This window comes from Paenibacillus hebaui (assembly GCF_051934385.1).
Taxonomy (GTDB): Bacteria; Bacillota; Bacilli; order Paenibacillales; family Paenibacillaceae; genus Paenibacillus.
In genome coordinates this window covers 6604572-6621202 of record NZ_CP196836.1, presented here as the reverse complement: position 1 = coordinate 6621202, position 16631 = coordinate 6604572, and the positions used below count along the sequence as shown (strand labels likewise).

The following is a 16631-nucleotide window of genomic DNA, read 5'->3' as shown; positions in this document are numbered from 1 at the left end:
CTATCCAATTGAGCCATTCCTTTCAGAATCATATTGTTCAATGTATCATTTGTTGAAAGGGGATTCAATGTATAGAATAAGTTTATTGAAAGCGCATTGAAGCGTATGTCATCTTTTGATGGGAAATTTACTCACAGATGAGCCAGAGGGGAGGATTACCCGTGAACACGAGGGAATGGACAGGTATTATATTGGCAGGGGGATTATCCAGCCGTATGGGTTCCAACAAGGCTATGCTGGAACTGAATGGTTCCCGTGTGCTGGAACTTGTCCTGAGAGCAATGATCCCCGCAGTATCCCGTGTCATCCTTGCCGCAGGACCCAACGCTACTATTTACGGCCAACTGGACTACGACTGTGTTCAGGTGCAGGATCAATATCCGGGAAAAGGACCGCTTGCTGGCCTTCATGCTGCGATGGAGGCTTCGGATACGGAATGGAATCTCGTCTGTGCATGTGACATGCCGCTGTTGCAGACTTCTTTTTTTGCTGGCATGAAATGGTTGACCGAATCCGGCAACAACGATGCTGCAATCGTTCCACGGGTGGAAGGACGGGTTCATCCTCTCGCGGGTGCATACCATAAGCGTGTTCTTCCTGATCTCGAACAATGTCTGATGCAAGACAGGCTACAGGTAACCCGTTGGCTGGAAAAGATCGGTTGTCGGTATGTGGATGAGGATGTGCTGGAACGAGCGGGCATCCATGATGCGGCAGGTCAGCTGAGTAATATGAATACCCCCGAAGAATACCAGCACATACGCAATCATCAACTTCGCTACTATATAGATTAGACAATTCTATCGGATTTTTCAGCCTTTGGAATTCCTGTTGGATCTGGAATGATTTCCTGTTGCCAGCCATTGCTTATGCTGACAGATGTGAATCGCTATACGCTAATTCTGTCCACAAACATGTTGTTCGGCGAATATAACAAGGAATGACCGCTGATTCTGTCTTCCCTGGTACTTACCGCGATTCCGGTTGTTCTCATCTATGCGTTCTTCCAGAAATTCATCATGGAAGGCATTGCAGAGGGTGCGGTAAAAGGGTAAGGAAAACCTGTGACCTGGACGTATCAGTCTTTTATGTACAAAAAAACGAATAAACCGCCTTGACCCGAGGGATGTAATGCCTTCAGATCAAGGCGGTTTTTCATGATGCCAGAAGTTTTTTGACTGCCTGTGCCAGCAAGTGAAGACCGCGCTCCATCTCATCTGGTGAAGCATAGGCGTAGGACAGCCGAATGTGGTCTACATCCAGGCGGTCATATAGATAACCCGGATGAATCAGTATATTACTTTCCAGACAGGTATTGAACAGTTCACGAATGGAAAGAGGCTCAACGGTAAACCGGAGCCAGATATAAAAGCCACCCGCAGGTGTGGTCCATTCGGCCAATTCACCAAAGTGATGTTGCAGAAGCTCAAGCATGAAGTCTCTACGTTTGAGGAGCTTCGGCCGCAGGCGATCCATATGCCGCGTATGGTATCCTTCGGCAAACCAGAGGGCAGCCGCCTCCTGAGCCAGGGAGCTGGTACCATAATCGGTCTGCATCTTGATGTCTGCGAGACGGCGGATAACGGGCTCAGGTCCAACCAGCCACCCGAGACGCAGACCGGGACTGACTGCCTTTGACAGGGTGCCCATATGCAGCACCCGTCCTTCCCGGTCACGCGCCTTCAGCGATGGCGGCGGAGGTTCGCCCAGCCACAGATCCGTGTAGGCGGCATCCTCCAATATGGAGATGCCAATGTTCCGTGCTATGGCGAGCAGCTCTTCCCGGCGGCTGTCACTCATGACGGAGCCGGTAGGATTATGGAAGCTCGGAATGGTATAGAGAAGCGACATGCTGTCCATGTTTGTTACGCTCTGCGCAGCATCCTTCAGACGCGGGATGTGCAATCCATCGGGACCCATTGGAATGCCGCTCATCTTCAATCCTGCCGATTGAAAGGCATGGATGGAGTACAGATAGGATGGCTTCTCCAGCAGGACTGCCGATCCACGGGGGAGCAATCCCACTGATATAAGATGTAGCGCTTGGAGGGAGCCGGATACGATCAGAATCGATTCAGGAGATGCCTGAATGCCACTGGCTTGCAAATGAACAGACAAGGCTTCACGTAATTCCCTGCTACCCTGAGGTTCGAGGTAGTTCAGTGTACTAGAACGACTGGATAGAGAATGGAGGATGTCGTTAAAGGCCTCCTGAGGCATTAACTCAGGCGCAAGCTCCCCTGTGCCGAGCCGAATGATGCCGGGCTGGAATTCAGCTCGGTTAATCTGCTGTACCTCCGGCAGGTTGGGATAATACGAGCCTTCTTCGATGGCATCCTCCCAGTTGGGCATGGCGCCGTGAGCCATTGCATGCCAGCTGGAGCCGCAGACGTACGTTCCGCCGCCATGTCTGCCTTCTATCATGCCTGCGGCTGCGAGATTATCGAACGCGGTTACCAGTGTGCTGCGGTTCACGCCCATCGATTGGGCCAGCGTCCGCTGTGAAGGAAGACGATAACCTGTAGTCCATTCCCCGGTAGTGATTTTCTCGCTGATATAGATCTCAATCTGGCGGTATAGGGGTAAGTCATGCGAGGGGTCCGGCTTCCAGCCGCTTCCGTGTTGGGAATCGGAACGATCCATGGTCAAGTTGGCCTCCTTTTTTGAATGACTTCTATGAATGATTCTTTCGTATCAAACACTATATCATTTGGTTGGGTCCAATGCCATCCAAGTGGTTGGTTACGTCTGGCGGTAACTCACCTAATATGGAGACATATATAAGGGGGAGGAACGATGGGAGTATTTATTCACGCGGTGGTGCTGGCGTTTGGCCTAATCTTGCCACTGGGCGTACAGAATGTGTTTATTTTTAACCAAGGCATGAGTCAGCGAAGTTATTCGCGTGCACTTCCCGCGATCATTACGGCAGGGCTCAGTGATACGCTGTTGATTGGAGCAGCAGTCGGAGGGGTATCCCTCATTTTGCTCCAATGGCCGTTGCTGGCGAGTGTGTTGTATGTAGGAGGGAGTGTATTTCTGCTCTATATGGCATGGAGCATTTGGAGATCATCCGGGTCTGCGAAGGGTTCCATAACGGTACTATCAGCGGGACGGCAGATCACCTTTGCGGCTTCAGTTTCCTTGCTCAACCCGCATGCCTTGCTGGACACGGTAGCCGTAATCGGCACCAGTTCGCTTCAGTATGATGGATTGGCACGCATTTATTTTGCCTTGACAGCCGCAGCGGTATCTTGGGTATGGTTTCTGGGGCTTGCAGGAGCAGGCAGGCTTATTGGGAGGTCGGACCACACAGGTCGAATCAGTGTGCTCTTCAACCGCTTGTCCGCTGTCGTGATGGTTGGGATGGCGTGTATGATGCTGTGGAAGCTGATTCATTCGTAGTTTAAAGGGATACATGGCTTGTTAGGACCATAGCAAAGAATCCCCGCACGATGGATATGTGGGGATTTGCCGTATGTTGATATAACTTTCCATAGGGGAATTATATTTTATTCCGCATTCAGGAGCATGGATTCAATGAACAATTTCAGATCATGACTCACGCTGTTCAGTTGATCAATAACTTCACTGAACTCGGTTACAAGCTCGGCTTGCTGGTTGCTGGACTGTGCGATGGATGTAATCTCTTGCTCCATCTGGTGTATGGAATGCTGGACGTCCTTCAAGGAACGTTCGATGTTTACCGTGGCCTCTTTGGTTCCGGTCGATAGTTTGCGTACTTCGGATGCAACTACGCTGAATCCGGCGCCTGCTTCACCTGCTCGTGCCGCTTCAATGGCAGCGTTCAGGCCCAGCAAATTGGTTTGCTCCGAAATTTCACGAATGAATGAGGCTACTTTGTTTACTTCACTGGAGTTTTGTACAGCCATTCGGGTGTTGTCCAGAATTTGCGAAGACGAAGCGGTCAATTGCTGGGATTGGGCAGCTACGGTTTGAACCATATCGGTCAATCTGCCGCTGATCCCGCCGATTAATTCGGTGAAGTGCTCCAGCTTTTCTTCATTTTTAAGTGAGAAACCGATGGCAAGGGCACCCACAATATGACCCGCCTCATCTCGAAGAGGAGTAGCCGCCGAGTTGATGGCAGTCCCATAGAAATGTGCTGCAATACGGTTGGCCGAAGTCTCGCCATTCATAAGTGCACGGCGCAGAGTGGGGTCATCCAGGGAGATGGAATCTCCAGCCTTGATGCCCAGATCCAGATCTTCGCTAGGCACGTAATACCAGAACCTCTCGGTGTCTGTGACCGCAATCATCAGATCATGTTCCTTGAGCATGATTTTAAAATAGGGGCTTGCTGCAACCATTGCTTCAACAATATTCAAACGACTCAACTCCTATATGTGTACATATTATATTGATATATTGTATATACATCGTCAGAATTATAGGAAACTTGAAGGTCCGGCAAGGTTATGGCATAGATTTATTGATTTATTTTCAATTAAAATCATTGGATCAGGAGAATCGAAGAACCATGTTTGACATTCAAATGAATACAAGACAAAAAAACTGCTGAGGGCAGTACGTCTCAGCAGCTTCGGGGTACAACGATGATCGTTACGATCATTCAGTATATCGGATCATCATGTGTTTATTTCGGTGTTTTATATTGGTCCGTTCTGATATACATGCCCATAAGCAGGCAAGTGCATCCCCGCTAGGCAGCTCTTATCTACCCGCCGATCTGGGACATGCGTCTTACCGTCGGCGTATGACTTTGCATTTTTTGTTCCAGGGCCAGCGCCATTTCATGGTTCTTCGGCTTGGTGCCAAGAGCCTTGAGGAAGAGCGCTGCTATGGCATCGGGATCATCCACGTAACGACGAACGTTATATTCATCCGACCAGTACAGGCAGGCTTTGATATGTCCGTCTGCCGTCAGGCGGAGACGGTTGCAGTTGTCACAGAAATGATCGCTCACGGGATGAATCAACCCGAATGTACCTTGTGAACCGGCAATCTTCATGTTCCTCGATGGACCATTTCCTGCTGGGCCAGTTGTATTCTCCACCGTCCAGCCTGCCTCAGCACATACATCCGTGACCGCCTCCAGCGGCAAATAGGATTTGCGCCATGAATCGGAGGCCTGTCCAATCGGCATATATTCGATGAAGCGCACATGGAGTGGTTGATCCATGGTCATGGCGATGAAATCCTTGATCTCATCATCGTTGATGCCCTTCATCAGCACCACATTCAGCTTAATCGGAGCAAGTCCAACAGCCGTAGCGGCTTCAATGCCTTTCAGCACCTTGTTTACATCCCCACCGCGAGTAATCATGGAGAAGCGGCTGGCTTGAAGGGAGTCTAGGCTGATATTAATCCGGTTCAATCCGGCATCCTTCAGCGCTTGTGCCTGTTTATCCAGCAACAAAGCATTGGTCGTCAGTGCAATATCTTCAATCCCGTCAATTGCCGAGATCATGCCAACAAGTTTATGCAGGTCTTTGCGTACCAGCGGCTCACCTCCGGTCAGGCGCACTTTGCGCATGCCCATTGGAGCAAGTACTTTGAGCACCTGGGTAATTTCTTCGTAGCTCATAATTTGGTCATGCGGGGCAAATTCCATGCCTTCTTCGGGCATACAGTATACACAACGCAAATTACAGCGGTCCGTAACCGAAATACGGATATAGTCATGTATCCTGCCGAAAGAATCCTGGAGTATTTCCATGCAGACCCCCCTTTCATTGATTCAGATTGGAAAGCTTCTATGAGTGCGTGTTCAAAAAGACCGGTTTTCAGTACCGAGAAGATAGGATGAAGCTAGAAATGGAGTAGCGGAGCGTAGGGAAAACTACGTGAGCAACGGACATTTCGGCTGAATTCCATATTCGATGCTGATGATGCCACTAGGCGTCCTTCGTAATCAAAAGCGGACTTTTTGAACAACCTCTATAATAAATGATACGACCATTTCAAAACGAACAGTTGCATCAAATTTTAGCTATTTCTCCAATCCGCGTCAATGATGACGTCAGGTGATAGCATTTTTCTCCGCATGAGTGAGCTGGAATTGTCCCACAAGCTGTTGCAAAAAAACCGTGATGGCCTCCACGTTATTCGACGAATGCTGGACATGCAGCATGTCACTGATAAGCTCCATCATTTCGGCTTCTACCTCGGCGGAGGTGGAGCGGTTTTGGTGACTAATGGCTGCGATATTCTCCATTAACACGACAACCTGATCCACCACATGTATTCGTTGGGGTTCTTCAGCTGTGGCATTCTGCAGAAGATTCGAAGCGGCCCGAACAAGTGTAGTACCCTCAGCCAGCACCTGATCTCCTTCGGTGATTGATTGAGATGCTGCTCTCGCCGCGGTAGAGATATGATCCAGAATCTGATGGATATCCTCCGTGGAAGAACGGGATAGCTCCGCCAGCTTGCGGATTTCTCCAGCAACGATGGCGAAGCCGCGTCCATGTTCACCGACATGTGCCGCTTCAATGGAAGCGTTCAGTGCGAGCAGGTTGGTCTGAGCAGAAATTTCATCAATGACTGCAAGCACGCGGTAAATGTCCTTCATGGTCGCCATAAAGGACAGAATCGTACGATTCGTATCGGAAACGGCTCCGGAGATCTGGGTCATTTTATCACCAATACGTTCCACTTCCTGCCTGGCAACACTAATCTGCTCGGTTGCAGACGTCTCTAACTGTTGTAAGGTCAGCCGCATATGGTCTGCAGCCAGCTTCGCCTGATCGAGATCCTCAAGCTGTTTGCGAATTCCCTGAATCATGGAGCCGAGCTTGCGATTAACACGTTCGGTTGTACCCTGTGTAGTCTCGGTTGAGGTCCGCATCTGATACTGGTTGTCCATTACATCCACTGTGGCGAGCTGCACCTTGAGCATAATTCCTTCAAGAGAATCAATCATATTGTTGATCCACTTTGCCAGTTCACCCGATTCATCTTGGGCAAAAGCAGACGTGTCCAGGCGCTGTGTCAGATCGCCTTTGCCTTCGGCATTGATTCGAATAAATCGGCTGATGCGACTTAGGTCATCATGAACCCGTCGGTACTGGCTGCGATGCAGTTGTAATGCAGTGAAGAACCCGAACAGCACATTAAAAGCTGCCATTGCTGCTGCACTCCATCCACTGCCCGTGAAGGCATAGACAAGGGCTGCTCCCGCAACGCCTGACAAGAGGGTGAAGAGGCTATGCTGCTTGAACTGGCGCCAGCCGATGCTCCGTATCCGGTACACTTCCTCCAGATCACCCTCACACATCATGCCCCAACGATCAGGACAGTGTGGGAGTTGGAAGGTGATGCCTTTGCCAATAACAGAAATATGGCGGTAATCCGAATAGCCGGGAAAGGCAACAAACAGATTGGAGCCATTCTGAATGGTGTTCGCAACTCCAGGATGCAGATCTCCGGTAGATGGATCGGTGAACATGAGCTCCAACTCGGTATGCTCCTTAATGGAAACGATGCCCCAATCGGTTGTGACGCCATCTTTCAGATTTTCCCCATGCGTAAAGGTACGATCCTCGAAGCGGCTGCGGGACAAGGCGGTGCCGGGCTTCAGATGGGGTCGCAATATCGACTCGGCCATAAAGAGATAGTTGTCCCCGGAATCGGGGTAGATATGTCCGGATTCCCGCTGAATCAGGTCACCCAGCACATCCCCGGGAACACGACTGCACAATGAACCGACGTATCGACCTTCCTGTAGGATCGGGGCAATAAACAGCAAGGTGACATCATCGTGAAAAGAGGACGAGCGTGGTCCAATGTCCAACGTTAGTGGATCGGAATAAGGACCATACAAACACTTTTTCTCATGGTGGTCTGCTCTGGAATACTTCAATCCGGGTCCAATCAAAGCTTCGTAATCTTCATAGATCTGTCCAATATGTTTCTGATATGTAGAGAATACAACCTGATTCTGTTCGTTCAGCATAAATAGCTCCGTACTATCAACGGCTCGAATGTAACTTGATTTAAACCATACCTCTAGTTTGCTCTGGTGCTGTGAGCCTTGCAATACATCTTGTGGTTGAATCGACTGTACCTGTAGAAGCAAACGATCCAGGTGACTCCACTGCTCATCTGCCCAGTCCATCATAAGCTGCCGCCTGGTTTCGGCAATCCCCTCAAAAATCTGTTCCACATCCTCCTTGTTCTGTGCGTTCAACCGATACGATCGCCACAGCGGCAATCCTTTTCTCCATCCCAGCCAATCAAACATCATGACCACCCCCGATTTCTGGATTTGAAAGCCTCATTCTTTTGGTCTTTGGACAGCCCTATATGTGGTTTTTAAAGGTGGAATGCCTTGTCCTTCTATATCAATCTTTATACAAGAAAATCAACAAAAATACGAGAGGATATGTCATATCTTCCGAATATTTATTCAATAAATACAAATGAATATGCGGATTTTTCTAGCGTGACGTAGATGTCAGATCACATTCATATTATCCAAATCCAAGCCGAAGCAGGGTTTCATTTCAATAAAAAAAATCCCCTTAGCATGATATCGGAATGTTCATTCATTCCAATATGTACTAAGGGGGGGAGAGGTTAGATTATTTTAGCTTAGGTATACAGCTATCCAATTAACTTTCAATTCTTTTCTTTTTGAATTTCATCAGGAATTCATACACAATCGGCACGATAACCAGGGTGAGCAACGTGGAGCTAATCAGACCGCCAATGACGGTAATTCCCAGTCCTTTCGAGATGATACCCGCACTTTCTTCGAGACCCGTAACCAGTGGCAACAGGGCACCGATAGTAGCGAGAGCGGTCATCAAAATTGGACGCAAACGTGTTGCCCCGGCTTCCAGCAAGGCTTCACGGGTAGACATACCCTCTTTCTCCTTGTGGATAACACGGTCGATCAGGACGATGGCGTTGGTGACCACGATCCCGATCAGCATCAGTCCACCCATCATGGCAGAGACGTCAAGCGTACCACCAGCGATGAACAAGCCGACCATAATCCCAATGACCGTAAACGGCAGGGAGAACAGGATGGCGAATGGTGCCAATCCGCCGCCGAATGTAACAACAAGCACGAAGTATACAATGGCAATGGCTGCAACCATAGCGAGACCCAGTTGAGTAAAGGTATCATTAATCTGTTCCGTTGTACCACCGAATTTTACTTCAACTCCGTCAGGCAGATCGAGCTTGTCGATGTTCGCCTGTAGGTTCTGTGAAGCTTTCTGTACATCCGACGCGAGGATGTTGGCTTTCACCTGAGCGACAACCTTGCCATCAATTCGCATGATGGAGTTCGGAGAGGTACCTTCTTCCACTTTGGCAACATCTTTGATCGGTACTTGGATGCCAAGCGGTGAAGTAACTTTTTCATTCTCAATATCAGCAATGCTGCTGAATGTTTTGTTGTCTGTCTCCACATATACTTTATACGTTTTGTTCTCAATATCCACTTCCGTGAGCACAGGGCGTTCCCGCGCCGGGCTCAGCGTCATAGCCAGTTGGCCTGCAGTCAGACCGAGCGAACTCAGTTTCTCCTGATCTGCAACGAGCGTGTATTGCCCGTAGGTGTCAGCGAGTGTAGTTTCCGCTTTTTCGAAAGAATCGGTATCTGCTTGAACCAGCTTCAGGACTTCATCCGAGACGGGTTTGAGCTGCTCTACATTGTCACCATAGATGGACAGGCTCAGACTGCTGCCACCCAGACCTCCGGACATGTCGAGTTCACTCCAGGTTCCTACGGTAACTTGCTTCTGGAGACCTTCCACAAGCTGCTCCTTCACTTGGGTAAAGTCTTTCGTATCTTCGTTATATTCGATATAGAAGAGAGCTGAGTTGGAGCCTCCGCCACCCATACTGCTTAGTGGGTTCGTGCCGCCGATGGAATATTGCATTTTCTCCAGACCCGGCTGTTTCAGCAACCACTTCTCGGCAACGAGTGCTTCTTTTTCTACATCTTCACGCAAAGCCCCGGCTTGAGGACTGTACGTAACGGTCACATATTTATCCTGTTGTTCCGGCAGGAAACTCGCGCCGATGAACGGATACAGGAACAAACTTCCGACCAGCAGCACTACAGCAATGCCGACCGTAATGAGTTTATGTGAAAGTGTCCAGTTCAGCAGGCGTTTGTAACCTTCCGCCATCGTACCTGGTTTTTCCTCGTGATTTTGCTTGTTCTTCAACCCTTTACGGAACAGGGTATGGGCCAACATCGGCACAATGGTAATGGCAACAATCAGGGATGCCAGCAAGGCAAACACCATGGTCAGAGCAAATGGCGTGAACAGCTCACCGACCATACCACTCACCAGTGCCAGCGGCAGGAATACGGCAATCGTTACAATGGTGGAAGAGAGAATCGGAACAAACATTTCGCGAGTTGCTTCGCGGACCAGTTCACGGCCTTTCAGTTTCTCACCTTTGAGTGTTAATCTGCGGTAGATGTTCTCAATAACCACGATGGAGTCATCGACAACCCGTCCAATGGCAACCGTCATGGCGCCCAGCGTCATCATATTCAAAGTAATATCCATCATATTGAGCGCGGTCAATGCCATCAGCAAGGAGAGCGGGATCGAGACAATGGAGATAATGGTTGAACGGATATTACGCAGGAACAGCATAATGATCAGGATGGCGAACAAGGCACCAAAAACGGCTTTGCCCAGCATCGTGTTCACAGAGTCCTGAATCGGCTTACCTTGGTCAAGAAGTACAGTTAGATCAGCGTTTTTGAATTGCTTTTGCAATTCCTCCGCTTTGTCTTTCACTGCATTGACGACATCAACCGTGTTGGCATCGTTGGATTTTACGATAGAAATACCGATCGATTCCTTGCCGTCCGTCCGGGAAATGGATTCCGCTTGACCAATGACTTCGATCTTGGCGATTTCACTTAATTTTACCGTAGGGATACCAGGTGCGTTGGCGGCGCCCGAAGAAGGGCTACCCGCAATGGTATTTCCACCAGCGGCTTGTCCAGCAGCCTGTTCAGATCCCTGTGCAGCGCCTGGAACGGTACCTTGACCTGCTTCACCCGCCTGTGGAGAGGAATTAGGGGGTGTTGTTCCGGCACCTTGGGGTGCTCCTGCGGCTGAACCACTGCCTGTGGAAGCTCCTGCTCCGCCCGGAATAACCGGAATGGCAAGGTTTTTCAGATCATCAATATCGATAATGTTGCCATCAACGACAACGGATTTCTGAGCTTTATCCAGTTCGAACAGTCCAAGGGGTACACGTACGGATGAACCTTTAACGACACCGTTGACCGTATCTTCGGTCAGGCCGAGTTTGTCCATTTTGGCTCGATTAAATTTCAATTGAACTTCTTTCACATATTGACCGGACACTTGAACTTGAGCTACACCGTCGATATCTTCGAGTGCAGGCTGGATATCCGATTCAACCAGTCGTGTTAATTGTTCCAGGTCACCACCGTCTTTGTCGGACAGGCTCAGTGATACAACCGGGAAAGAGTTGATGCTGAATTTGGAAATGGTCGGCTTCTGCACACTGTCAGGCAATTGCACTTCATTCAGTGCCTCACGAATGGTTGCAGTTGCGTTGGTCAGATCTGTTCCATAATCAAACTCGAGTGTGATGGACGCTGCATTCTCCATGGAGGTGGAGGTAACGGTCTTCACACCTTCTACATTGCGCAGTTTCACTTCCAGCGGCTTCGTGACATCTTCGACAATTCCCTCCGGAGCAGCCCCCGGATCAATGGCAGTGACATTCAAAAACGGAACATTGATGTTCGGAATCGTTTCTTGTTTCATCGTGAGTCCGCTGTATAAACCTGCGAAGGAGATGATAATCGTCAGAATCCAGATCGCAAACTTGTTGTTCAGTGAAAAATTAATAATACCTTTCATACGATGGTTTCTTCTCCTCTCTGTTTCTCCTGTTTATGTGTGTGACGAGTCAGCTTGGATAAACCGGCTATACCTGGCATCCAGAATGTGCTGAAGCTCGGAGTGCAAAGGCTTAATGGCAGATACGTTCTCCAAATTGTGCATCATGCCCAGAATGATGGCACGCCGCGGTGTGAATTCCATCAACTCCTGTCTGAGAATGGCGATGGTTTCGAGCACATCATTCTTCGGTTGCCCTGCGGGCAAATCGGAAGCAGCGATATCCTGCATCTGTTTGACGATTTGAATGGGATGACGAAACACAGTGGAATCTGTATCTGTATCACTGTTCCACGCGGGCCAGTCTTCCAAAGGAATCAAAGGCGCTGGCCGCTGATCGAGCAATCCATGAGCTACGTAATCGATCGTTTGCAGCATGTTGGTTGCCATCTTGGAGACGGTGAGGGAAGGCATTTCCGTAAACCAGATCTTAACGTAGGAGAGGAACAGACCGTGTACAAGCAAAATAAGGTCTATAGTATAGGGTTCAATCTCCGTTCCGTACATATCTTCCAGTTTGTCCTTGAACCCGTGCAGCGTGAGGATCTCCAGGTCTTTATGCTGCGGGTTGCACTTTTCCTTGCTATGCTGTTCATCATCCATCATCATGCTGCGCATTTGCACACGTAAAAATTCCTTTAGCTCGGATACATGGATGAGCAGTGTCTCAATCTGTTTGTGCGAACGTTCTCTCGGAGTGAGGCCAGCCTCATGTTCAATCTGGGACATTTCGTCCACTAGCGTAAATATACAGTACTCCATGGTACTGGCTTCCAATTCCTCTTTGGATTTGAACATAAGGTAGAGGCTGCCCTTGGACATCCCGCATATCTCTGCAATCTCCTGCATGGAGGTTGCGGCACTGCCTTTGGCCGAGAACAGCTTAAGTGCTGTAGTGATAATGAGCTTTTTCTTCTCATTCATTTCATGGACAGGGTTCATTAACGATGCTTTCACCTCATTCGGAACTTGTGAGTTCTCTAATTGACTTAAGAGTCAAAACAAGTATAAACGATATAGATAAGTGAATTCAAATGGGAGAAATATGGAATAAGAGGGCGGGAAGTAAAGCCCTGTATGTATAGGGAACATAAGGAAGAAGGAAGGGAAGAGGTTGTAATAGGTGAACGTGATTCACCCTATTAGTTAGACGAACTGGAACAAGCTATGCTCCTCCTCTGAAGGCATATATGGCGAGTATGATAATGGCTAGAAGAGAGATGAAATAAAAGGCGCCTAAGGCGATCAGAAAGGTGTACCCTGAAAAAGAACCAATGCGTGCCAGTAGTTTCTTCATATAATAAGCCATCCTTTCTTACGGTTAACATTTTGTATCATTCGATTTAAGTCGCTCCCGGGTACAAGTTCTAGACGAATAGAAGCATTTCGATCTATACCTCGCTGACTGAAGACGCTCTTTGGATTTATGCAAAATGCTCACGTAGTAGAGTGTAGAGAAGACTCTTATTTACATCATATCCCAAAAAGACGACTTTCTGATCGAAGTCGTCTAATTTCTATTACTAAATATCATAGATATTATAATGGAAGCTAAGAATTACACGATAACGGAGAGTGCAGAACCAACTTGGAGAAACGGAGTTATAAAGTGTAACTTCATTTCGTTCAGTTAGGTGATCAGTTTCAAACCAACCGCCGCTACCAAAATCATGGCAATAAACAGCAGCCGTTTGGCTTCTTTCCGCTCGCCGAATAGGAACATACCTGTTAACGTACTGCCTACCGTGCCTATTCCAGTCCACACCGCATACGCTGTGCCCATGGGAATGGACGTCATCGCGTAGGATAACAGCGAGAAGCTGAATACAAACGACACCAGCATCAGTACGATATAAGGCCAGCCCTTTCGTGTGGAAGCACCGTTGATACCGATGACGCCGAAAATTTCACAGATTCCCGCACCCACAATTGCTAACCATGCCATTATGCCGCACCTTCTTTCGCCGACTGCTGATCTGTGACAAGTTTCAGCCCGATTACACCACAGAGCAGTAAGCCGATCAGCAACATTTTAGCGAGGCGGAATTCCTCACCAAACAAAACCATCTCCGTTAGAACCGTACCAGCCGTACCAATTCCCGTAAACACGGCATACACCGTACCGACAGGCAGTCTTTTGCATGCGGCGATGATCAGCCCAAAGCTGATGACAATGGCGATCGCCGTCAAAGCCCACTCCCAACCATTTGAAGCGTGTTTCAGCCCGCTCACCCAGACAATCTCAATAATTCCTCCAATAAATACATATAACCAGTTGCGGTTCATGATGATGAATCTCCTTCCGGCACGATGGTTCGTGCCTCTTCGTTCAGATGATGAATGCCATGCCAAAAGACAGGCCAGGACGCTTCAAGACGTCTCTTGTACCGGCGTGAACTTCCATAAATAATCTCCACTGTAATTCCGTCTAGAAACGTCATGAATGCGATGGCCGCCTGTTCCGCTGGAATAGGAGGAATGTCTCCATTACGCATCGCACCCTGTAGCAGACGATTCAGTGCACGCTCCATGCCATCCAGAAAAGGATACACCAGATCCATCACTTCGCTGTAAAGGGCAAGCGGCGGATAATAACAGTTGCGCAGCATCAGGCGAGCAGAGGCATGGTCGTTATACTCCTGCTCAAACCAATTCAGCAAACCCTTTAAGCGTTGCTCCAGTGGAAGATCCACATGGTCACGGAAATACTCAAGTGTGTGTCTCTGTACCTCTTGAAATGCAAAGGCCAATGTGTGCAAAAACAAGTCATCCTTACAGCTGAAATGCGCATATATCGACGGTTTCTTAATCCCGACTTCATCAGCAATAGCTCTCAGGGAAGCCCCTTCATATCCATCTCTCGCAAAATGGAACAGGGCTGCATCCCGAATGGAATGTGCAGTCATTAATATCACCTTCCTAACGATCGTTAGGTAACTTATATTTTCACATTTCACATCTCATGTCAAGACACAAATATCCGCCTGCACGATAGAGTACAGGCGGATAGGATCATGATGAAGTCCGCTTCTATATTAAAAGGTCGTGAAGCCCAAAATTAATTGCAGCTTATATACAATCCCTTTCAAAAACGTTGTTTTCTCCTGAAACTCATCCAGGTCCAACGTAAACTCGGCATCATCATTATTCCAAATACGTTCAAAATAATTCGCGATATTTTGGGTGAACTCATTGTCAGCAGGAGCGGCAACCCAAAGATCATTTTCCAAATTGTAGTCATTCATGTTGCGGGGTGTGAAGTTGGTTGAGCCGCCAAGGACAATATGATCTCCGGTTGCTTTGGCGATGTATATCATCTTGGTATGGTACTGCTCCTTGGTTGTGTTATACCAGCGAATCTGTATTTTGCCGTCCGATTTATCATGTAATTCGGCGGCTACAGGACGATTCGGAATACCAATTTTTTCTTGACCAAAGGCATTTTCATTCGGATCGAGCACGAGCCGGATCTCGGTTCCGCGCTTCGCCGCTTCCAGCAGGGCCTCCAATACCTTCGGAGAAGCAACATAGAACATGCCCATCCATAAAGTATCCCCTTTGCCGGCTTGATTGATCTCATGGAGAACAGCGTCATTCACTTTGCCTTCCGTTAAATAACGAATTCGCAAGTCTCCCTTGTTCGGGTCTGTAGAAGGGGCAGTATAGGAAGGCAGCTTGCCCCCGCCTGAGAAGTTCAGCACAGCCTGCTCCGATTGAAGGATATCTCCAATAATCGGACCTGTTACTTCAAAAGCCATGTTTGAGTGGTAGGCGCTGGCATCATGGATATTGCCGGAAGAGACAATGGCTGTCTTCTCATTAAGCACAACTTTGCGATGGTTAGCCTTCACATTGAGCAGCTTCAGATAGGAACGTACGGTGACATCCGGGCCATCGGTTGCCATCAGATTTCGAATCCAACCATCCCCAGACTGTCCAAACCACTGGAAGAAGGTACGCCAGACTGCGGAGTATACGGGAGTTGAATCCCGCAGCGGGTCCACGTCGGTGATCACAACATGAATGCCGGCTTGTTTCATCTGCTCAAGCAGTGGGTTGGGTGCAGAGTTGTAGTTGGTATTTACCTCATCTGTAATAACCCAGATGTCCATGTCCGGTTTCTGATTTTTTTTGGCAATTAAGGTATCTGTGAATTCTGCGCTGACGGGTGGGAAGCTCTGTCCTTTGTGCTGATAATTGTTGAACAAAAACATATCCACCACCACGAACTGCTGCGCGTCCTCTACAATCTGGAGCATACGCTGGAAAATCTGTTGTTCATGCTGCATCTGACCGTCTGCGGAGGGATAGGTCAGGTCATGCAGGAACTGTACCTGATCCACACGGTATTCCTTGCTCTCGTAGGAAATGCCAGGTGGTAATGGCTTATAGGTCTGGTAGAGCATGACGGCGATGAGCCATAACACCAGTAATCCAAGACCTGTTCGTATGTATGGAAATTTGCCGCGTGAAGACTTGCGGTCGGATGATTTGCGGCGAAATGAAAACAACGGTAGACTCCCCCTTTTGTGCTTGCTGAATTCTATATACCACCCGGGTGACAGCGTTGACGCAGATAGTCTTAAGGATGAGTAGATGTAATCAGGGAATGCAGATAACAAATTAGATGGATGCAATCGACAGGTGTATGACCGTTGTGTATAATGAGTGTATTATTTTTGTGGAATGTTAGGGTTTTCATACACCTGACAAGGACGGGGGAAGTGCTCG

General features: G+C 48.5%; 13 protein-coding genes and 1 pseudogene. 3 read left to right on the top strand and 11 right to left on the bottom strand.

The genetic code is table 11. The features are described 5' to 3' along the window. The first annotated feature begins 161 nt into the window (after window positions 1-161). Entirely contained in the window at window positions 162-794 is a 633-nt protein-coding gene (mobA, locus tag ACR32F_RS29840; RefSeq protein WP_440113732.1) for a molybdenum cofactor guanylyltransferase, read from the top strand. 38 nt (window positions 795-832) lie between these two features. After that, window positions 833-1055 (top strand): annotated as a pseudogene (locus ACR32F_RS29835) (carbohydrate ABC transporter permease); the annotation flags it as partial. Window positions 1056-1155: 100 nt separating this feature from the next. Here ACR32F_RS29835 and ACR32F_RS29830 read toward each other — a convergent pair. Beyond that, on the bottom strand, window positions 1156-2643 hold the full coding sequence (locus tag ACR32F_RS29830) for a PLP-dependent aminotransferase family protein (RefSeq protein ID WP_440113729.1): 1488 nt from the start codon (window positions 2641-2643) through the stop codon (window positions 1156-1158). A gap of 153 nt (window positions 2644-2796) precedes the next feature. Between ACR32F_RS29830 and ACR32F_RS29825 the strand changes: the two genes are divergently transcribed. After that, the gene (locus ACR32F_RS29825) at window positions 2797-3405 is read left to right on the top strand and encodes a LysE/ArgO family amino acid transporter (protein WP_440113726.1); all 609 of its coding nucleotides are present in this window, start codon (window positions 2797-2799) and stop codon (window positions 3403-3405) included. A 107-nt stretch (window positions 3406-3512) separates the two neighbouring features. Here ACR32F_RS29825 and ACR32F_RS29820 read toward each other — a convergent pair whose 3' ends face one another. The 10 genes from ACR32F_RS29820 to ACR32F_RS29775 all read right to left on the bottom strand — a co-directional run bounded on the left by ACR32F_RS29820 (window position 3513) and on the right by ACR32F_RS29775 (window position 16411). Continuing rightward, the gene (locus ACR32F_RS29820) at window positions 3513-4349 is read right to left on the bottom strand and encodes a methyl-accepting chemotaxis protein (RefSeq protein WP_440113723.1); all 837 of its coding nucleotides are present in this window, start codon (window positions 4347-4349) and stop codon (window positions 3513-3515) included. Window positions 4350-4699: 350 nt separating this feature from the next. Then, complete coding sequence (gene moaA / locus ACR32F_RS29815) at window positions 4700-5701, bottom strand: GTP 3',8-cyclase MoaA (protein ID WP_440113720.1); 1002 nt, start codon at window positions 5699-5701, stop codon at window positions 4700-4702. Window positions 5702-6004: 303 nt separating this feature from the next. Continuing rightward, complete coding sequence (locus ACR32F_RS29810; protein WP_440113716.1) at window positions 6005-8230, bottom strand: methyl-accepting chemotaxis protein; 2226 nt, start codon at window positions 8228-8230, stop codon at window positions 6005-6007. 367 nt (window positions 8231-8597) lie between these two features. Further along, complete coding sequence (locus ACR32F_RS29805) at window positions 8598-11861, bottom strand: efflux RND transporter permease subunit (protein ID WP_440113713.1); 3264 nt, start codon at window positions 11859-11861, stop codon at window positions 8598-8600. A 33-nt stretch (window positions 11862-11894) separates the two neighbouring features. After that, window positions 11895-12842 (bottom strand): TetR/AcrR family transcriptional regulator, encoded by a 948-nt coding sequence (locus tag ACR32F_RS29800; protein WP_440113710.1) that lies wholly within the window; start codon window positions 12840-12842, stop codon window positions 11895-11897. Window positions 12843-13065: 223 nt separating this feature from the next. Next, a complete protein-coding gene (locus ACR32F_RS29795; RefSeq protein ID WP_440113707.1) occupies window positions 13066-13197 on the bottom strand; it encodes a hypothetical protein in 132 nt (43 codons plus the stop codon). Between the two features lie 333 nt (window positions 13198-13530). Next, window positions 13531-13845, bottom strand: a complete 315-nt coding sequence (locus ACR32F_RS29790) for a DMT family transporter (RefSeq protein ID WP_440113704.1) — start codon at window positions 13843-13845, stop codon at window positions 13531-13533. Beyond that, window positions 13845-14186 (bottom strand): DMT family transporter, encoded by a 342-nt coding sequence (locus ACR32F_RS29785; protein ID WP_440113701.1) that lies wholly within the window; start codon window positions 14184-14186, stop codon window positions 13845-13847. Before ACR32F_RS29785 ends, ACR32F_RS29790 begins: the two co-directional genes overlap by 1 nt. Next, entirely contained in the window at window positions 14183-14806 is a 624-nt protein-coding gene (locus tag ACR32F_RS29780; RefSeq protein WP_440113698.1) for a TetR/AcrR family transcriptional regulator, read from the bottom strand. Before ACR32F_RS29780 ends, ACR32F_RS29785 begins: the two co-directional genes overlap by 4 nt. 129 nt (window positions 14807-14935) lie before the next feature. Next, window positions 14936-16411 carry a phospholipase D family protein gene (locus ACR32F_RS29775; protein WP_440113695.1) on the bottom strand — a complete coding sequence of 492 codons (1476 nt, stop codon included), beginning with the start codon at window positions 16409-16411 and terminating at the stop codon, window positions 14936-14938. Between the last annotated feature and the right edge of the window lie 220 nt (window positions 16412-16631).

What these genes read in the sequence shown, in the direction of transcription:
- ACR32F_RS29830 (WP_440113729.1), bottom strand. Translation starts at nt 2,643, where the DNA reads ATGGATCGTTCCGATTCCCAACACGGAAGCGGCTGGAAGCCGGACCCC.
- ACR32F_RS29825 (WP_440113726.1), top strand. Translation starts at nt 2,797, where the DNA reads ATGGGAGTATTTATTCACGCGGTGGTGCTGGCGTTTGGCCTAATCTTG.
- ACR32F_RS29800 (WP_440113710.1), bottom strand. Translation starts at nt 12,842, where the DNA reads ATGAACCCTGTCCATGAAATGAATGAGAAGAAAAAGCTCATTATCACT.
- ACR32F_RS29785 (WP_440113701.1), bottom strand. Translation starts at nt 14,186, where the DNA reads ATGAACCGCAACTGGTTATATGTATTTATTGGAGGAATTATTGAGATT.
- ACR32F_RS29810 (WP_440113716.1), bottom strand. Translation starts at nt 8,230, where the DNA reads ATGATGTTTGATTGGCTGGGATGGAGAAAAGGATTGCCGCTGTGGCGA.
- ACR32F_RS29795 (WP_440113707.1), bottom strand. Translation starts at nt 13,197, where the DNA reads ATGAAGAAACTACTGGCACGCATTGGTTCTTTTTCAGGGTACACCTTT.
- ACR32F_RS29780 (WP_440113698.1), bottom strand. Translation starts at nt 14,806, where the DNA reads ATGACTGCACATTCCATTCGGGATGCAGCCCTGTTCCATTTTGCGAGA.
- ACR32F_RS29790 (WP_440113704.1), bottom strand. Translation starts at nt 13,845, where the DNA reads ATGGCATGGTTAGCAATTGTGGGTGCGGGAATCTGTGAAATTTTCGGC.
- moaA (WP_440113720.1), bottom strand. Translation starts at nt 5,701, where the DNA reads ATGGAAATACTCCAGGATTCTTTCGGCAGGATACATGACTATATCCGT.
- ACR32F_RS29805 (WP_440113713.1), bottom strand. Translation starts at nt 11,861, where the DNA reads ATGAAAGGTATTATTAATTTTTCACTGAACAACAAGTTTGCGATCTGG.